The sequence below is a fragment of the Mesorhizobium sp. M0698 genome, assembly GCF_040320455.1.
Taxonomy (GTDB): Bacteria; Pseudomonadota; Alphaproteobacteria; order Rhizobiales; family Rhizobiaceae; genus Mesorhizobium.
Genome location: NZ_JAMYPQ010000018.1, coordinates 15,814 through 34,166, shown reverse-complemented (window position 1 = coordinate 34,166; position 18,353 = coordinate 15,814). Strand labels below are relative to the sequence as shown.

The following is an 18,353-nucleotide window of genomic DNA, read 5'->3' as shown; positions in this document are numbered from 1 at the left end:
TCAACCCGTTACATCCTGCTTCTATCGCAAGGCTGATGGATCGGGTTTGCCTTTGGCCGCGATTTTCGACCATTGTGCCGGGGCCCGCCTTTTTCCGGTCCAGTTCGTCACCGAATGGTGACGACGCGACGATTTGAAAAGAATTTCAGGACACTCTCAGGGGAGCTCTCGATGACGATCAGACACTCGACACTTATTAAAAGACTGGCTTTTTCGACCTTTTTGCTGACGCTGCCGCTGAATGCGGCGTTCGCGCAGGATACCGCGGTCGCCGACCGGCTGAAGGCTGCCCTCGCCGCGCAGGGTGTCGACCTCTCCTGGACCGGAGTAACCGGCGACACCTCCAGCATGGTTCTGCAAGGCGTAGCGGTCAAACCGGCGGCCGAAAAGGAGGCGCTCAAGATCGGCGACGTCAAGCTCGAAGGTGTGACCGAAGCCAATGGCGGCTATCAAATCGCGACCGTATCGACGTCGCCGTTCGAACACAGCGAAGATGGCGTCACGCTCAATCTCAGCCCCTTCGTCATCCACGACATGACGGTTCCGGCCGAAGGCGCAACCGGTCCGCTGGGCTCGCTGATGATGTACAAATCGGCCGAGCTCGACAACATGACAGTCAAAGTGGCTGACAAAACTGCTTTCTCGATGGACGGGCTTGCCATCGCAATCACGCCGCCGGCCGACGGCAAGGCCATGGCGTTTTCCGGCACTACGGAAAAATTCGCTGCCGACCTGACCCTGGTCGAAGATCCGAAGTCCAAGGAAGTCATCAACGCGCTCGGCTACCAGAACATATCAGGCAATCTTGAGATGGAAGGCACCTGGCAGCCTACCGACGGCAGGATGGACTTGTCGAAATACGAAATATCGGTCGACAATGCCGGCACGCTCGGCATGACCTTCGATCTCGGCGGCTACACGCTGGACGTCATCAAATCACTGCAGGAGATGCAGAAGAAGATGGCAGCGCAGCCCGAAGGCGCGGACAATTCGGCGCAAGGCATGGCCATGCTCGGGCTGCTGCAGCAGCTTTCGTTCAACAGCGCCTCGATCCGCTTCGACGACGATTCGCTGACCAAAAAGGTGCTCGATTATGCCGGCAAGCAGCAAGGCATGTCCGGCAAGGACATCGCCAACCAGGCCAAGGCGATCGTGCCCTTCGGCATGGCGCAGCTCAACAATCCGGAACTGACCGCGCAGGTTTCGGCCGCGGTCAACAAATTCCTCGACGACCCGCAAAGCATCGAGGTCTCGGCCGAGCCGCCGGCAGCGGTGCCGTTCGCGCTGATCATGGCGGGCGCCATGTCCAACCCGCTCGACCTGCCGAAAACGCTTGGCGTGACGGTTACAGCAAACGAAGACTGATCGAGACAGGCTTCAAGCAAAAAGCCCGGCAGCGATGCCGGGCTTTTTTATGAATCAACAGCACCGGTTCGGAGCGTTTTCTAAACCTCTTTCTTCGTCGCCACGACGCGCAGCGACAATTCGCGAAGCTGCTGCGGGCTGGCTTCCGACGGCGCGTTCATCAACAGGTCGTAGGCCTGCTGGTTCATCGGGAACATGGTCACTTCGCGCAGGTTCCTGGCGCCGACCAGAAGCATGACGACACGGTCGATGCCGGCCGCCATGCCGCCATGCGGCGGCGCGCCATACTGGAAAGCACGGTAAAGGCCACCGAAGCGTTCCTCGACCGTTGCGCGGTCCAGCCCGACGGTTTCGAACGCCTTGACCATGGTTTCGGGCAGATGGTTGCGGATGCCGCCGGAGGCGATCTCGAAGCCATTGCAGACCATGTCGTACTGGAACGCCTTGATGCCGAGCAGATCCTCGCCGTTAAGCGCATCGATGCCACCTTGCGGCATCGAGAAGGGATTGTGCGCGAAGTCGATCTTCTTCTCGTCCTCGTTCCATTCGAAGAACGGGAAGTCGACGATCCAGCACAATTCGAAGCGGTCGCGGTCGACAAGATTGAGCTCCTCACCGGCGCGGGTGCGCGCCGCACCCGCGAAGGAGACGAATTTCTTTGGGTCGCCGGCGACGAAGAAGGCGGCATCGCCATCGGCAAGGCCGAGTTGTTGTCGGATCGCCTCGGTGCGCTCCTCGCCGATGTTCTTGGCCAGCGGCCCGGCGCCTTCAAGCTTCTCGCCCTCCTTGCGCCAGAAGATGTAGCCGAGGCCGGGCTGGCCCTCGCCTTGCGCCCATGAGTTCATGCGGTCGCAGAAGGCGCGAGACCCGCCGGTCTTGGCCGGAATGGCCCAGACCTCGGCCTTCGGATCGTTGGCAAGGATGTTGGCAAATACCTTGAAGCCAGAGTCGCGAAAATGATCCGAGACGGCCTGCATCTCGATCGGGTTGCGCAGGTCCGGCTTGTCGGTGCCGTATTTGCGCATGGCGACATCATAGGCGATGCGCGGAAACTTCTCCGTCACCGGCTTGCCGGCGGCAAATGTCTCGAACACCCCCCGCATCACCGGCTCCATGGTGGTAAACACATCCTCCTGCTCGACGAAGCTCATCTCCACGTCGAGCTGATAGAATTCACCCGGCAGACGGTCGGCGCGCGGGTCCTCGTCGCGGAAGCAGGGCGCAATCTGGAAGTAGCGGTCGAAGCCGGACACCATGATCAGCTGCTTATATATCTGCGGTGCCTGCGGCAGCGCATAGAAAGTGCCGGGGTGGATGCGCGACGGCACCAGAAAGTCGCGCGCCCCTTCCGGCGACGAGGCGGTCAGGATCGGCGTCGAGAATTCCGTGAAGCCGACCTCGCCCATCAGCTTGCGCATCTCGGCGATGATTTTCGTGCGCGCGACGATATTCTTGTGCAGCGTGTCGCGGCGCAGGTCGAGGAAGCGGTATTTGAGGCGGATGTCCTCCGGATAATCCGGCTCGCCGAAGACCGGCAGCGGCAATTCCCTGGCCGCCGACAGCACCTCGATCTCGCGCGCGAAGATTTCGATCTCGCCGGTCGGCAAATTAGGGTTCACGGTGTCGGCGAGGCGCGCCTTGACCTCGCCGTCGACGCGGACGACCCATTCGCCGCGCAGGGTCTCGGCAATCTTGAAGGCGGGCGAATCCGGATCGGCGACGATCTGCGTCAGGCCGTAATGGTCGCGCAAATCGATGAACAGCAGGCCGCCATGGTCGCGCACGCGATGCACCCAGCCCGACAGGCGTACGGTCGAGCCGACGTCGAGCTTCCTCAATTGGGCACAGGTATGGCTGCGGTAACGATGCATTGTCATTCTTAAAGTCCGGATGTTGGGTTGCGGCCAAGGCATGATGGCTCAGCCTGAAAATTTGCGCGAAAAGCACATGAGAGGGTGCATTTGTCAAGGCAAGCGGCAGCCGGGTCGAGTTCGCGTTCTTCCCGCCCCTATCCCACCGGCATCAATTTATGCTCGAGGCGTCAATCTGAGTTCGCTGCTCTGTGCCGGCAGTTCAACTATGCACTCATCCCTTCACCCCGCCCGCCGTGAGGCCGGAGACGATCTTGCGCTGGAAGATGAGAACGAGGACGACGAGCGGCACGGTGACGATCACCGATGCGGCCATGATGTTGCCCCACGGGATCTCGAATTGAGAGCTGCCGGAGAGCAGGGCGATGGCGACCGGCACGGTTCGCTGCTCGTTGCTGGAGGTAAACGTCAGGGCAAACAGGAACTCGTTCCAAGCACCGATGAAGGCGAGTAGCCCGGTGGTCGCCAGCGCCGGCCACATCAGCGGCAGGAAGACGCGGCTGATGATGATCCAGGGCGTGGCGCCATCGAGGATCGCCGCTTCCTCCAGTTCGATCGGCAGGTCGCGAACGAAGGCGGTGAGCACCCAAACGGTGAACGGCAAGGTGAAGATCATGTAGGACAAGATCAGCGCGAACGGCGAATTGTAGAGGCCGAAGGTGCGGATCAGCTCGAAAAGACCGGCAAGCACCGCCAATTGCGGGAACATCGAAACGGACAGGATAGTGAGGAGCAGAGCCGAGCGGCCGCGGAAGCGGATGCGCGCCAGCGCATAGGCGGCGGTGACGCCGAGGAACAGCGAAATGACAACGACCGCGCTCGAGATGAACAGCGAGTTCACGAGATTGCGCAGGAAGGTCCCCTCGGTGAATACGGTCCTGTAGTTGCTGAAGGTAATCGTCGTCGGCCAATAGTCGACCTGGAAGAGCGCCGTCCCCGATTTCAGGCTGGTGATGGTGGCATAGTAGAACGGGAACACCGCGACGACGACGATAACGGCGACGAGGAGGTAGAAAGCCGTGCGCTTGACGATCCACATGGTCAGTAGTCCCCCATGATCAATAGTCCTTGTCCAGTCTTATCCGGCCGAGCCAAAGAACGAGCATGGTCAGCAGAGCGAGGATAAGGAAGAGAAGCGTCGAGGCGGCGGAACCGGAAGCGAACTTGTCGAACTCAAACAGGCTCTCGCGGGCAAACACCGACATCGACTTGGTGTGTATGTTGTTTGGCGTAAGCACGTAGATCAGATCGAAGATGCGCAGGGCATCGAGACCGCGAAAGATCATGGCCACCATCAACGCCGGTCGGATGAGCGGCAAGGTGATCTTCCAGAAAATTCTCCACGCGCCGACGCCGTCGAGCTTGGCGACCTCGTAGATTTCTTGCGGAAGCATCTGGAGGCCGGCGAGAATGAGAAGCGCCATGAAGGGGGTCGCCTTCCAGATGTCGACAACAAGGACGGCGACCATCGCCGTGTCGGCGCTGGCCGTCCAGGCGATCTTGGTGCTGATCAGGCCGAGCTTGAGCAGGACGTCGTTGATGATGCCGAACTGGTCGTTGAGCATCCACTGCCACATTTTAGCCGAGACGATCGTCGGGATGGCCCAAGGGATGAGAATCGCGGCGCGTACGATGCCGCGGCCGCGAAACTTGGCGTTGAGCACCAGCGCGACGATCATGCCGAGCATCGTCTCGCAGGTCACCGAAATCACCGCGAAGCGCACCGTGTTCCAGACGGCGCGCCACCAGACCGGATCGGCGAGCAGCCCGTCATAAATGACGCGGCCGCTCGGCATTTGCAGGACGGAGAAATAGTTGGCGAAGCCAACCCAGCGGCGGGCTTCGAGGTCGGCGAGCGAGGCATCGGTGAAGCCGAAATAGATCGTGCGCATCAACGGCCAGCCGGCGACGGCGACGAGCACGATGAGCATCGGGGCAAGCAGCAGCCATGCCGAGCGCACACGCTGACGCGCCAGCAGCGAGCCTGAGCGCGGCGAGGTCACCAGGCGGTGCCCTTGAGCCTGGTCAAGGAGAACTCCAGATCGGCAAGGTTGTCGGCGGCCGTGCCCTCGCCGGACATGGTGTTGTGGACGGCGGTCCAGAACTCGCTCGATGCCTCATTGTACCTGGTCTTGGCCTGGGCCGAGGGACGCGGCACCGCGTTGAGGACGACTTCCTTCCAGCGCGGAATCACCGGCTGGGCGCTGGCGATGTCGGCATCGTCATAGAGTGCCTGGATGGTCGGCAGATATGCCCCCTTCAAGGCGCGGTACTTCTGCATCTGAGGCGAGGCGATCCATTTGACCAGCTCGATCGCTGCATCCGGGTTCTTCGAATATTTGGAAACCGCGAGATTCCAGCCGCCAAGCGTTGCTGCCGGGCGCGCGCCCTCACCCGACCCCGGCGGCAGCGTGGTCACCTTGAACTTGCCTTTGATGGGGGAGCTTTCGCTGTTGCCAAGCGCGTAGGCGTAGGGCCAGTTGCGCATGAAGACGGCGTTGCCGGTCTGCCAGACTCCGCGCGACTCTTCTTCCTGGTAGGCCAGAACGCCGGGCGGCGAGATGGTTCCCACCCAGCTCCTCGCCATTTCCAGCGCCGCAGCTGCTTGCGGATTGTTGATGGAGATCGTGCCGTCCGGCTCGATGATCTGGCCGCCGCCGTTCGACTTCACCCATTCGAGTGCATCGCAGGTCAGCCCCTCATAGGCGTTGCCCTGGAAAACGAAACCCCACATGTCCTTGTTGCCGGCCGCGCGCTCCTTGTCCATGACAAGCTTGGCGGTATCGGCAAGTTCAGCCCAGCTGGCCGGGACCCTGGCGCCGTATTTGTCGAGGAGATCCTTGCGGTAGTAGAGCGCCGGAGCGTCGGTGAATATCGGCAAGGCGACGAGCTTGCCGTCCACGGTCTGCGATTTGATGATCGATGGGAAATGGGCGCCAACGACATCCTTGGTCGCTTCGGTCAGGTCGATGAACTGCCTTGCAAGCTGGGGGGCCCAGATGATGTCCGTTTGATAGACGTCGACGTCGCTGCTTCCGGCGGCAAGCCAGAGCCGGTATTGGCCAAACTGGTCCGTCGCCGAGGGAGGCAGCGGAACGACGCTAACCTTGTTGCCGGTCTTCTTCTCGTAATGATCGAGGATCTCGCGAAGGATTCTCTGGCCGTTGCCGGTATCTCCGGACACCATGGCGAGGTCGACAGCCCGCGCCGGCCCGGCCGCCAGAACTGCGGCCACGGCAAATGCCGCAAATGCGGAATGAAATTTCATGATGGCGGACCTCCCTTTGGAGCTTCAGGCCGGGCAGCAGAAACGACCTCGATGCCTGACACCGTCTCCGCACACCGGCAGCTCACAAGACGCGTATTCGCCCACCAGCACTGAACTACAAAGATACGCCTTGGTTCCCAACACGGAGGGTCCGGCGCCACGCGGTAGCCCCCGGCTGGCCTCAACGCCGCCGGGAATTGCCGCTGGCATTGGCGAAGGTGATGGTTCAAGAAGGATCAACGACAGGCTTTCCTTCATGTCCTCCATCCGCCCGCTGATCCCCCTCCTGATCGCCGCCGGCATCCTGCTCGGCGGCAACGGCCTGCAGAGCACGTTGATTGCGCTGCGTGGTGCGCAGGAAGGTTTTCCCGCTTCCTCGATCGGCCTGATGGGCACGTTCTATTTCGCCGGCTTCCTGCTCGGCTGCCTTGCCGTGACCCGCATCATGAAGTCCGTCGGCCATGTGCGCGCCTTTTCGGCACTCGCGGCGATCGCCTCGGCGGGAACGCTGCTTCTGGTGCTGGTCATCGATCCGGTGATGTGGTGCGCCGTGCGCTTTGCCGGCGGGTTCTGCTTTGCCGGCCTGTTCACCATCATGGAAGCCTGGCTGAATTCCGGCGTCACCAACACCGACCGGGCGCGGGTGCTTGCCATCTACCGGATGGTCGACATCGGCTCGGTGACGGGCGCCCAGTTCCTGATCCCGATCTTTGGCGCCGGCGGCTTTGCCATCTTCGCCATCATGTCGATGATGATCACCGTTTCGCTGGTGCCGGTTTCGCTCGGCGACCGCTCCAATCCGACGCCGCCGGAAGACGTCAAGCTCGATTTGGCGCGCGTCTGGCGGATCTCGCCGCTCGGCTGCTTCGGCTGTATCGCCGTCGGCGTCACAAACAGCGCCTTCCGCACCCTGTCGCCGGTCTATGCCGAGCAGATCGGCATGTCGGTCGCCGACGTCGTCACCTTCGTCAGCGTCGGCATTTTCGGCGGCGCCATCATCCAATACCCGCTTGGCTATCTCTCCGACCGCTGGGACCGGCGCTCGGTGCTGCTGATGACGACGTGCTGTGCGATGGTGGCGGCACTGGCGCTGGCATTCGTGGCAGGCGGCAGCCCGTTTCTCAACTTCCTGCTCGTCTTCATCTTCGGCTGCTTCGCCATGCCGCTCTATTCGTTGTCAGCGGCGCATTCCAACGACCGCGCCGACAAGGGCGAGTTCGTGCTGATCAACGCTGCCTTGATGCTGTTTTATTCCTTCGGCGCCATCGGCGGGCCGTTCGCAGCCTCGACGGTGATGCAATTTTTCGGGCCGAGCGCGCTGTTCGTGTTCAGCGCCACCGTCTATGCGATCTTCGTGGCCGTCATCCTTTACCGGATGCGGGCGCGCTCCGCCGTGCCGGCCACCCATCGCAGCCGTTTTACGGCGCTGTTGCGCACCTCGACGGTTTTTGCCCGGTTGGCGAAGCGGAATGCCGATCCCGATGAACCCGCAAAGCCTGGATAGAGGTGCTTGCGCTTGACGAAAGCGCGCGCGGCTGAAATTGAAAGAGACCCTTCCCTTGCCAAAAGCGATTTGATGCACGTCATCACCACCCAGAAAGAACTCGAGACCGCTATTGCCGCTTTCGAAAAGGCGGAATTCGTCACCGTCGATACCGAATTCATTCGCGAAACGACCTTCTGGCCGATCCTGTGCCTGATCCAGATGGCAGCGCCCGGGGTGACCGCGCTGATCGATCCGCTGTCGCCCGACATCGACCTGAAACCGTTCTTCAGGCTGATGGCCAACGAGGCGATCGTCAAAGTCTTCCATGCGGCGCGCCAGGACATCGAAATCATCGTGCATCTCGGCGATCTGGTGCCGCATCCGGTGTTCGACACCCAGGTCGCGGCAATGGTCTGCGGCTTCGGCGACAGCGTCTCCTACGACCAGCTGGTGCAGCGCATCACCGGAGCGCGGCTCGACAAGTCCTCGCGCTTCACCGACTGGCGCCACCGTCCGCTGTCCGAAAAGCAGCTCGACTACGCGCTCGCCGACGTCACCCACCTGATCGAGGTCTACAAGCATCTCAGCGCCGAGCTGGTGCGGGAAAACCGCGCTCACTGGCTGAACGAGGAGATGGACGTGCTGACCTCGCGCGAGACCTACGATCCGCATCCCGAGGATGCCTGGAAGCGGCTCAAGATGCGGCTGCGCAAGCCGCAGGAACTGGCGATCGTGCAGGCGGTGGCCGCCTGGCGCGAACGCGAAGCGCGCGAGCGCGACGTGCCGCGCGGCCGGGTGCTCAAGGACGATGCGATCTATGAAGTGGCGCAGCAGGCGCCGCGCGACGCTGCGGCGCTGAGCAAGCTGCGTACCACGCCGAAGGGCTGGGAGCGCTCGTCGACGGCGACGGCACTGCTTGGCGCGGTAAACGCTGCCCTTGCCCTGCCCAGGGAAGAGATGCCGAAGCTGCCGAAGAGCTTCCAGCCGCCGGAGGGGTCGAGCGCTGCGGCGGAGTTGCTGAAGGTGCTGCTGCGGATCGTTGCCGAAAAGGAGGGCGTCGCATCCAAGGTACTCGCCTCCAGTGACGACATCGACCGCATCGCTGCCGAGGGCGACGAAGCCGACGTGCCGGCATTGCAAGGCTGGCGGCGCGCCGTCTTCGGCGAGGCCGCGCTCAAGCTGGTGCGCGGCGAACTCGCCATCAAATTCGACAAGCGCAAGATCGCGGTGTTCGACGTGCAGCCTTGATCTGCTCAGACCAAGCCGAGCAGATGCAGCGCCAGCCATATCCAGCCAAGTGCGAGAACGACCGCGCCCAGATAGAATGCCCTGCTGCGCAGGATTAGCCGATTGCTGGTCAAGTGGACCGATGCGTGAAGATAGCGGGAGACGACAAAGATCCACATCAGCGCCAAGGTCAGATAATTGACGCCATTGGTCACGTGCAGCGTCAAGCATAAGACGTAGAAAAGCACCGGCAGTTCGAACTGGTTGCTCAGATTGTTGGCGACGGTGATGCTGGAACCAGGCTCCGTCGAGCGCGTCTTGAACTGGCCGGTCTTGGCTTCGCCCGACCTGACCGCACCATAGCGGCGCCGGCCCATTACGATATAGACGATATAGACCAGCAGCACCTGCGCCAGCATCGGCCAGAAGATCGCGGTCTGGTTCAAGACGCCCCCTGTCGTTGTCACCCAGCCTTCAAGGCCGTTTCTGAGCCATCAGAGTGAAAGCCGCAGTGACGGTCACTGGCATCGCCAGTAGGGCGAATTTGGTGACGATCAGCGCCGAGGCGAAGGATAGCGAATCCGGATTGGCCGACAGAAAATCGGACAAAAGACGAGCCACGGCGATATTCTGGGCATAGTCGGTAAGCAGGTAGGGCAGCACCAGCACAACCGCGAATATCGACTGGGTTTGCGCAGGCAGTGCACGGAAATTCTTCAGCCGCCGGCCCGTGGCCAGGATCAGGCTGACCATCGTCAGCGATAGCAGCGCCGGAAAAAGCAGGTCGAAGGTCAGGTAATGCCAGACGAGAATAATTTCGCTGCCGCGCCGGCCGAGGGCTGTTAGCCAGGCCATGCCCTCAGCCGGGGTGAAACCGGTATAGCGCATGTCGAGCGACGGCAGACCGCCGCTCAATCGGCGAAAATAGAGGAACTCCATCGCCGTCATGATGATGAAAACCGCCACGGTGGCGGTACAGAGTGCGGCCGCGTGGCGCGACAGCCGCAGGATCATTGCCGCCAGATTGCGCCAAAGCGCATGGCGATCAGGCTCCGCCAGGATAATTCGGGCTTTCGCGGGTAATCGTGACGTCATGGGCGTGGCTTTCACGAAGTCCGGCATTGGATATCCGCACAAAAGTGGCGCGCTCGCGGAAATCGGCAAGGTCGCGGCCACCGACATAACCCATAGCGGCTTTCAGGCCGCCTGCAAGCTGGTGCAGCACGCCAGACACAGGTCCTTTGTACGGCACCTGCCCTTCGATGCCTTCCGGGACCAGTTTCAGCGTGTCGCGCACCTCGGCCTGGAAGTAACGATCGGCGGAGCCGCGTGCCATGGCGCCGACCGAGCCCATGCCGCGATAGGCTTTGAAGGAGCGGCCCTGGTGCAGATAGACCTCGCCCGGGCTCTCGTCCGTGCCGGCCAGCAGCGAGCCGATCATCGCAGCACTTGCGCCGGCGGCCAGTGCCTTGGCGAGATCGCCCGAATATTTGATGCCGCCATCGGCGATGACCGAAACGCCGGATTTCTGCGCCGTCTCGACCGCCGACATGATCGCCGAGAGCTGCGGCACGCCGACGCCGGCGACGATGCGGGTGGTGCAGATGGAGCCTGGTCCGATGCCGACCTTGACCGCGTCGGCGCCGGCATCGATCAGCGCCAAGGTGCCTTCCGCGGTGGCGACGTTGCCGGCCAGAATACGAACCGAGTTGGACAGCTTCTTGGCCCGCGTCACCGCATCCAGAACGCGCTGCGAATGACCGTGCGCGGTGTCGATCACCAGAAGGTCGACACCGGCATCGATGAGGCGCTCGGCCCGCTCGAAGCCGTCATCGCCGACGCTGGTGGCGGCAGCGGCGCGCAAGCGTCCCTGCGCATCCTTGGTGGCGTGCGGGTTGAGCTGCGACTTCTCGATGTCCTTGACCGTGATCAGCCCGACGCAATTGCCGTCCCGGTCGACCACAACCAGCTTCTCGATGCGGTGCTGGTGGAGCAGCCGCTTGGCCTCGTCCTGATCGACGTTCTCCTTGACCGTGATCAGGTTCTCGCGGGTCATCAGCTCATAGACCTTTTGCGCCGGATCGGACGCGAAGCGGACGTCGCGGTTGGTCAGGATGCCGACGAGCCGGCCGACCGTATGGCCGCCGGTGCCGCCGTTCTCGACCACCGGAATGCCCGAAATGCTGTAGGTGCGCATCAGACCCAGCGCATCGGCAAGCGTCGCCTCGGGACCGATGGTGACCGGGTTGACCACCATGCCGGACTCGAACTTCTTCACCTGCCGCACCTGCTCGGCCTGTTCGGCCGGCGAGAAATTGCGGTGGATCACGCCAATGCCGCCGGCCTGGGCCATGGCGATGGCGAGCCGCGCCTCTGTGACCGTGTCCATGGCGGCCGACAGGATCGGCACGTTGAGGTCGATGTCGCCAGCGATGCGGGTGCGGATGTCGGTCTCGCCGGGCATGACCTCGGAATGACCCGGCTGCAGCAGCACGTCGTCAAAGGTCAGCGCCAATGCGCCGGTGGACGTCTCGATGATTTTTGCCATGGCCAGCCCTCGGAATGCAGGAAAGGCGCTCGCCCTGGATGGACAGCGCCGACTCGTCTTCTTCCCTTTCAGGATTGGCGCTGGCTCGTAACACGTCCCGTCGCCGTTGAAAAGCCGATGGTTGTGTAGTGGCGAAGCTGCATTTTGCCCTAGGGGCTGCGAGACTTACGGTCGCACAAACGTGACAGCAAATTAATGCGACATCCGGGCCAAGCCATGATAACCGCCCTACCTGTCGGTTTGGCCCCCAGGGCCGGCAAGCAATCGCGACGCACATTTCAAGGCCGGATCCATCGTGAACCGCACCATTCCGCTTATCCTGGCGGTCGCTCTATTCATGGAAAACATGGATTCGACCGTCATTGCGACATCGTTGCCGGCGATCGCCATCGACATCCACACCAGCCCGATCGCGCTCAAGCTGGCGTTGACCGCCTATCTGGTATCGCTGGCGATTTTCATTCCGATAAGCGGCTGGATGGCCGACCGCTTCGGCGCCAAGAACGTGTTTCGCGCCGCAATCGCCGTCTTCATCGTCGGTTCGATCGCTTGTGCGTTTTCCAATTCGCTGCCGGCCTTCGTGGTGTCGCGCTTCCTGCAAGGCATTGGCGGCGCCATGATGACGCCTGTGGGACGCCTGGTGCTGGTGCGCGCCACGCCGAAGAGCGAACTCGTCGCCGCGATGTCCTGGCTGACCGTGCCGGCGCTGGTCGGGCCTCTCGTCGGGCCGCCGGTCGGCGGCTTCATCACCACCTATTTCACCTGGCACTGGATCTTCCTGATCAACGTGCCGATCGGCCTGCTGGGCATCTGGCTCGCCACCCGCTTCCTGCCGGAGACGGAATCGATGGAGACGCCGCCGCTTGATTTCATTGGTTTCGTACTGAGCGGGCTGGCCGCCTCCGGCGTCGTCTTCGGCCTGTCGGTCGTCAGCCTGCCCTATCTGCCACCTGCAACCGGCCTCATTACCGTGGCGGTCGGGCTGGTTTCGGGCGCGCTTTATCTCCTGCATGCGCGCCGGGCACAGAATCCGTTGCTGGCGCTGGAACTGTTCCGCAACCAGGTGTTCCGCTCCTCGGTGCTCGGCGGCTCGCTGTTTCGCGTCGGCATCGGCGCGGTGCCGTTTTTGCTCCCGCTGATGTTCCAGATCGGCTTCGGGCTGACGCCGTTCCAGTCCGGCATGATCACCTTCGTCTCGGCGATCGGCGCCATTGGCATGAAGTTCGTCACCGCGCTGATCTTCCGGCTCGCCGGGTTCCGCCGGGTGCTGATTTCGGGCTCGCTGATCGCGGCCGGGTCGATCGCCATCTACGGCCTCTTCACCCCGGAAACGCCCTACGGGCTGATCCTCGCCATGCTGCTCGCCGGGGGCTTCATCCGCTCAATGTTCTTCACCGGCATCAATGCGCTTGCCTACGCCGAGATTTCGGCCGCCGACACCAGCAAGGCCACGCCGATCACGGCGGTGTTCCAGCAGTTGGCGATCGCACTCGGCGTGGCACTGGCCGGCGGCATCCTGGAAGTGTCGACCAATATCCATGGCGGCCCGCTGACGCTGAGCGACTTCCACACCGCCTTCTTCATTGTAGCGGCGGTGTCGGCGGCAGCCTCGCTGTCGTTCATGCGGCTGGCGCCGGAGGCCGGCAATGCCGTGTCTGGACATGGCCGGCTGACGCCGCCGAAGACGCTGGAGCCGGTGAGCCCGTCGGGGAGTTGAGGACCCCTTCCCTTCTCCCCTTGTGGGAGAAGGTGGATAGGCGCGCAGCGCCGAGACGGTTGAGGGGTGTTGGAAGAAATGAGGCGATGATAACTGCAAGCGTGTTGCCAAGCTGGAACACCCCTCATCCGACCTCGCTTCGTGAGGCCACCTTCTCCCACAAGGGTGTTTGGACTGGGGACATCGCGAACAGATGTGCGAGGACATCGCGAACAGTTTTGCATGCTATCGCGCCAGGACATTGAGGTCGATGGTTTCTATTTTCTGATGTCTGAACCAGGCGTCGAAGACACCGTCTGTGGCGGTGGGCCTGAAAGCGACGGATTTTCCTGTGAAGGCCCTGCACAAACGCATGGTGCGGCCAAGAATGGAGACGAAGCCATGCTGCTGTACGCGGCGGATGAGATCGCCCTTGGCGTATTCGAACGGCTCGACCGTTTCGCGATAAGGGCGCAGCGATGCCCAGTAGCGATCGAGCGGCACGCCGCCGTCCAGCGCATCGTGGGGACGCTGGGCGTTGTAGACATGGCGCCACTGGTCGAATGCGTCCTGGGCCTTGGCGAGATCGGCGAAGGGCTCTCTGCAGCGCCTCGGCCTTGAGCGAGCGATGGAAGCGCTCGTTCCTTGCCGAGGGTCTGGGGATGGCAAGGCCTGGAGTGGCTGACGGCGATGCCGGTTTCGATCAGCCAGACGGTGAGCAGCGTGAAGTCGTTGCGGCCGCCATCGCCCCAGGGCGGGCCATTATCGGTGGCGATGCGCCACGGCAAGCCATAGCGGCGGAAGGCGGTGACCAGCCGGGCTTTTACGGTTGCGGTGGTCTGGTCGGCGCAGGCCGACAGCGCGACCGAGAAGCGCGAATGGTCATCAAGCACGGTGAGCGGATGCAGGCGGCCGCAACGCAAGGCGACGTGACCCTTGAAGTCCATCTGCCACAGATCGTTGGGGGCGGCATGCTCGAAGCGGATGAAGGGCTGCGCTCCACCGCCCGACGTTCCCAACTCAATGCCGTTGCGACGCAGGATGCCGGTTACCGTCGAGGCCGCCGGCGTGCCGATGCCCTCGCGGACAAGCACACGCGCGATCTTGCGTCCACCCCAAGCCGGATGCGCCATACGCACAGCAAGGGCCGCCGCTTCCACCTCCGGCGCGCTGCGCGCCGGGCTCGATCGTGGCCGCCGCGACTGTTCGACCAGCCCAGCCTCCCCCTCGATCCGATAGCGCGAAAGCAGCTTGTGGCCACAGGTCCGGCCGATACCGAAGCGCTGGCACAGCACGCTTACATTCGCGCCTTTCGCCGACGCCAGCCTTACAAACTCCAGCTTCTGCTTCATCACGCTTCTGTCCTCGAATGGCATCCCGAACCCCCTCGCGCAAAAGCGCAAAACTGTTCGCGATGTCCTCGCACATCTGTTCGCGATGTCCCCAGTCCAAACAAAGGGGAGAAGGAAAGGGCGCTACCCCTTAAAATCCTTCGCCAGCAAATACAGCTCCACCGATTCGTCGCGTGAGGCTGGCGGCTTGACGTGATGGACCGAGCGGAAATTCCGCTTCAGCCTGGCCAGCAATTCGTTTTCGGCGCCGCCCTGAAACGTCTTGGCGAGGAAATGTCCGCCAGGCTTCAATACCGACAGCGCGAAATCGGCCGCCACCTCGCAAAGATGCATGGTGCGGATGTGGTCGGTCCGTTTGTGGCCGGTGGTCGGTGCGGCCATGTCGGAGAGCACGATGTCGGGCTGGCCGCCCAGCGTCTCGGCCAGCTTTTCGGGTGCCTGCGGATCGAGGAAATCCATCAGCAGCACCGGCGCGCCCGGCACGGCGTCCATCTCGAGATAGTCGATGCCGACGACGTTAGGGTGTTCCGCGGTCGACTTGGTACGCGCGGCGGCGACCTGGCACCAGCCGCCGGGTGCCGCGCCAAGGTCTATCACCTTCATGCCGGGCTTGAGCAAATGGTGCTTGTCGTCGATCTCGATCAGCTTGTAGGCGGCGCGCGAGCGATAGCCGTCGGCCTTCGAGCGCTGGACATAGGGATCGTTGATGTGGCGCTGCAACCAGCGGCGCGACGATTCCTTCAAGCCGCTTTTCTTCTTGATCTTCGTCTTCAGCACGCGAATGCCGGCGGAGCTCGGTCTTTCCGGTTTTTTGGTCATTGCCGGCCCCGCCCGCTGTTGCGCCAGACGCCGTCATCGGCCATCAATTCGCTCAGTATGCCCTCGCGCAGGCCACGGTCGGCGACACGCAGCCGCTCCGACGGCCAGACGGCACGGATCGCCTCCAATATGGCGCAGCCGGCCAGAACCAGGTCGGCGCGGTCGGCGCCGATGCAGGGATTGGCGACGCGCTGCTGGAAATCCCAGCCGACCAGCTTTTCGACCATGCGGTCAACGCTGTCGCGATCCATCCACAGCCCGTCGACGCGGCGGCGGTCGTAGCGTTCGAGATCGAGGTGGACGCCGGCCAGCGTCGTCACTGTGCCCGAGGTGCCGAGCAAATGGAATTTCGGGCTGGACAGGAGGTGGCTCAGCCGGTCGCGCCCGTCGAAGGCGCGCAGCCGTATTGCGACATCCTCGACCATGTCGCCAAAGATCTCACGCGTCACCGTGCGGCCGCCAAAACGCTCGGCCAGCGAGACGACGCCGACCGGCAGCGAGGTCCACGAGACGATGTGGTTGGCGAGCCTTGGCGAGCGGTGGCCGGTGAGGTCGATCAGCGCGATTTCGGACGAGCCGCCGCCGATGTCGAACAGCACGACGCCTTGCGTGTCGCGCTCGACCAGCGAACCGCAGCCCGACACCGCCAGCCGCGCTTCGGTCTGGCGGTCGATGATCTCGAGCTTCAGGCCGGCCTCGCGCTCGACGCGCTCGAGGAACTCGACGCCGTTGGCGGCGGTGCGGCAGGCCTCGGTGGCGATCAGCCTGGCCTTCCTGACCTTGCGGTTGCGCAACTTGTCACCGCAGATCTTCAGCGCCTCGACCGCGCGATCCATTGCGGCGTCGCCAAGCCGGCCATTGGCGGTAAGGCCCTCGCCCAGCCTGACGATGCGCGAGAACGCATCGATGACGCGGAACTGGCCATGACGCGTCGGCACCGCGACCAGCAGACGGCAATTGTTGGTGCCGAGATCGAGCGCGGCAAAGACCGGTAATTCCTGCAGCGGCGGCGGTGTGCGGGCACCTTGCCCCGGCCTTGGCGAGGCTGGAGGCAATTGCGTGATCGAAGCCGATTGCGCGATCGAGGACTGGGGCGCGATCGAAGCCGCTGGCTGGGGCGGGCGAGCGGCCGGGGCCTCGCCGGCGGCGGGCAGCGAAGTGCCGGCAGCCACGGGACGAGCCTCGTCGCGTGCGAAAACCTTGCGCCCGCGCCGGCGCTTGCGCCGCTTCTTGGGTTTGCCGTTCTGATGCGGGCCGTTCTGACCCTTGTGATCGTGGGACGTGTCGCCAGCCTGTAAATTGCCGGACCGGGGCTGCACCTGACGGCCGTAGCGTCCGGCGGATGGGCTTGCCTGGCCGGACGGCGTCGGCGAACCCCTGGACACGCCCACTTCCGGCGCGCCAGCGCCGGCGTCGTGGTCTTCCACTGTCGTTCCTTCCGGCGCCGCGCGAACCGAGACCGGACGCAGCAGGCGCTTTTACATGTTCAAGTTGCCGCCAGACTATCAGCGCACGGCCGGATCACCAAGAGTGCTCGCGGCGAATTTTGCCGGCGGCATGAAAGCCGGCGACGTCGGTGAGCCCTTGTCCCCTGGGGAGAAGGGAAGGCGCGAGCGCCACAACAAGCCTTCGCGGTTGAATAGCCGGCTTCAATGAGGCATTTCTGAAATGGAGGGGTAAATCATTCGGGAACCGCGGCCATGCTGCGAACCGGAAAACGGGTACGGGCTGCAACGCATGATCGTCAGGCCATGAACTGGAGGCGTTATTTCTGGCCCGTGATCGGCATCGCCGCTGTGGTGTTCTCGCTGTGGCTGCTGCTGCACGAATTGCGCGGCATCTCGCTCGACGATGTCTGGGCCGGCATAATCGCCATCCCGGCGCGCGGCTGGGTGCTGGCGGCGCTGAGCTCGGTCGTCGCCTATGCCTCGCTCGCCGGCTACGACCACATCGCGCTGCTGCACATCGGCAAGAAAGTATCGTGGCTGTTCGTCACCTTCTGCTCGTTCACCACCTACGCACTGTCGCACAATATCGGCGGCTCGGTATTTTCCGGTGCGGTGATCCGCTACCGCGCTTACGGCACCAAGGGCCTGACCGGGCAGGACGTCGGCATTCTGGTGGCGATCTGCTGGATCACCTTCGTGCTGTCGACGCTGTTCGTCTCAAGCATCGTCCTGCTGCTCGAGCCCGAGGTGATCGACCGGTTTTCCGGCACGCCGCATCACAAGCTGTCGCAAGCCGCAGGGCTCGCCATGCTGCTCGTGGTGGCGGCCTATGTCTTCGGCAGCTGGCTGCATCTGAGGCCGCTGAGGATCGGCAGCTTTCAGCTGCACTACCCGGCGCTGCCGATCGTGGCGCGGCAATTGCTGGTCGGCCCGATCGAGCTCCTGGCGGCGGCGGCGATCATCTTCTTCGCCCTGCCCGCATCAGGCAATCCCGGCTATTTCGTCGTGCTCGGCGTCTTCCTGGTGTCGTTCTCGATCGCGCAGATTTCACATGCGCCGGGCGGGCTCGGCGTATTCGAGGTGGTGTTCCTCGCCGGCTTGTCGCACATGGACCAGGTCGGCGTACTGGCGGCGCTGCTGGTGTTCCGGCTGTTCTACCTGATCATCCCGCTGCTGATCGCACTCGGCGTGGTGCTGTTCTTCGAGCACTCGCAATATAGCCGCAGCGAGAGTTGAAGCGCCAGAAGCCGACGATTGAACCCCAACACAGGGT

The 18,353-nt window shown here is 63.1% G+C and carries 14 protein-coding genes and 1 pseudogene; 5 read left to right on the top strand and 10 right to left on the bottom strand.

The window, feature by feature from the left end; translation table 11 throughout:
• Positions 1–171: 171 nt before the first annotated feature.
• Positions 172–1,365 carry an aq_1923 C-terminal domain gene (locus NKI16_RS26770; protein WP_352590498.1) on the top strand — a complete coding sequence of 398 codons (1,194 nt, stop codon included), beginning with the start codon at positions 172–174 and terminating at the stop codon, positions 1,363–1,365.
• A gap of 80 nt (positions 1,366–1,445) precedes the next feature.
• Here the strand turns inward: NKI16_RS26770 and aspS are convergent, their stop codons facing one another.
• The 4 genes from aspS to NKI16_RS26750 form a co-directional block, all read right to left on the bottom strand.
• Positions 1,446–3,236, bottom strand: a complete 1,791-nt coding sequence (gene aspS / locus NKI16_RS26765) for an aspartate--tRNA ligase (protein WP_352622840.1) — start codon at positions 3,234–3,236, stop codon at positions 1,446–1,448.
• 214 nt (positions 3,237–3,450) lie between these two features.
• Complete coding sequence (locus NKI16_RS26760; RefSeq protein ID WP_352622835.1) at positions 3,451–4,275, bottom strand: carbohydrate ABC transporter permease; 825 nt, start codon at positions 4,273–4,275, stop codon at positions 3,451–3,453.
• 19 nt (positions 4,276–4,294) lie between these two features.
• A complete protein-coding gene (locus NKI16_RS26755) occupies positions 4,295–5,167 on the bottom strand; it encodes a carbohydrate ABC transporter permease (protein ID WP_352622841.1) in 873 nt (290 codons plus the stop codon).
• A gap of 68 nt (positions 5,168–5,235) precedes the next feature.
• Positions 5,236–6,504 carry an ABC transporter substrate-binding protein gene (locus tag NKI16_RS26750; RefSeq protein ID WP_352622836.1) on the bottom strand — a complete coding sequence of 423 codons (1,269 nt, stop codon included), beginning with the start codon at positions 6,502–6,504 and terminating at the stop codon, positions 5,236–5,238.
• A gap of 256 nt (positions 6,505–6,760) precedes the next feature.
• Here NKI16_RS26750 and NKI16_RS26745 point away from each other — a divergent pair, with 256 nt between their 5' ends.
• Positions 6,761–8,008, top strand: coding sequence for an MFS transporter (locus NKI16_RS26745; protein WP_352621034.1), 1,248 nt, complete (start codon positions 6,761–6,763; stop codon positions 8,006–8,008).
• 72 nt (positions 8,009–8,080) lie between these two features.
• The gene (rnd, locus tag NKI16_RS26740) at positions 8,081–9,238 is read left to right on the top strand and encodes a ribonuclease D (protein WP_352622837.1); all 1,158 of its coding nucleotides are present in this window, start codon (positions 8,081–8,083) and stop codon (positions 9,236–9,238) included.
• A gap of 5 nt (positions 9,239–9,243) precedes the next feature.
• On the opposite strand, the gene NKI16_RS26735 is transcribed toward rnd, so the two are convergent.
• The 3 genes from NKI16_RS26735 to guaB are packed head-to-tail and all read right to left on the bottom strand — an operon-like array spanning position 9,244 to position 11,765.
• Entirely contained in the window at positions 9,244–9,663 is a 420-nt protein-coding gene (locus NKI16_RS26735) for an MAPEG family protein (RefSeq protein ID WP_352622838.1), read from the bottom strand.
• A gap of 28 nt (positions 9,664–9,691) precedes the next feature.
• Entirely contained in the window at positions 9,692–10,231 is a 540-nt protein-coding gene (locus NKI16_RS26730; protein WP_352622842.1) for a hypothetical protein, read from the bottom strand.
• A gap of 31 nt (positions 10,232–10,262) precedes the next feature.
• On the bottom strand, positions 10,263–11,765 hold the full coding sequence (gene guaB, locus NKI16_RS26725; protein WP_352458563.1) for an IMP dehydrogenase: 1,503 nt from the start codon (positions 11,763–11,765) through the stop codon (positions 10,263–10,265).
• A gap of 295 nt (positions 11,766–12,060) precedes the next feature.
• Here guaB and NKI16_RS26720 point away from each other — a divergent pair, with 295 nt between their 5' ends.
• On the top strand, positions 12,061–13,482 hold the full coding sequence (locus NKI16_RS26720) for an MFS transporter (RefSeq protein ID WP_352622839.1): 1,422 nt from the start codon (positions 12,061–12,063) through the stop codon (positions 13,480–13,482).
• A gap of 225 nt (positions 13,483–13,707) precedes the next feature.
• On the opposite strand, the pseudogene NKI16_RS26715 reads toward NKI16_RS26720, so the two are convergent.
• The 3 genes and pseudogenes from NKI16_RS26715 to NKI16_RS26705 form a co-directional block, all read right to left on the bottom strand.
• A pseudogene (locus NKI16_RS26715) lies at positions 13,708–14,837 on the bottom strand (IS481 family transposase).
• Between the two features lie 99 nt (positions 14,838–14,936).
• Positions 14,937–15,632: an RlmE family RNA methyltransferase gene (locus NKI16_RS26710; protein ID WP_023674449.1), complete on the bottom strand. Its 696-nt coding sequence runs from the start codon at positions 15,630–15,632 to the stop codon at positions 14,937–14,939.
• Positions 15,629–17,059, bottom strand: coding sequence for a Ppx/GppA phosphatase family protein (locus NKI16_RS26705; RefSeq protein ID WP_352625273.1), 1,431 nt, complete (start codon positions 17,057–17,059; stop codon positions 15,629–15,631). The genes NKI16_RS26710 and NKI16_RS26705 overlap by 4 nt, the downstream gene beginning before the upstream one ends.
• A 324-nt stretch (positions 17,060–17,383) precedes the next feature.
• Between NKI16_RS26705 and NKI16_RS26700 the strand changes: the two genes are divergently transcribed.
• Positions 17,384–18,316, top strand: a complete 933-nt coding sequence (locus tag NKI16_RS26700; RefSeq protein WP_352625275.1) for a lysylphosphatidylglycerol synthase domain-containing protein — start codon at positions 17,384–17,386, stop codon at positions 18,314–18,316.
• Positions 18,317–18,353: the final 37 nt, after the last annotated feature.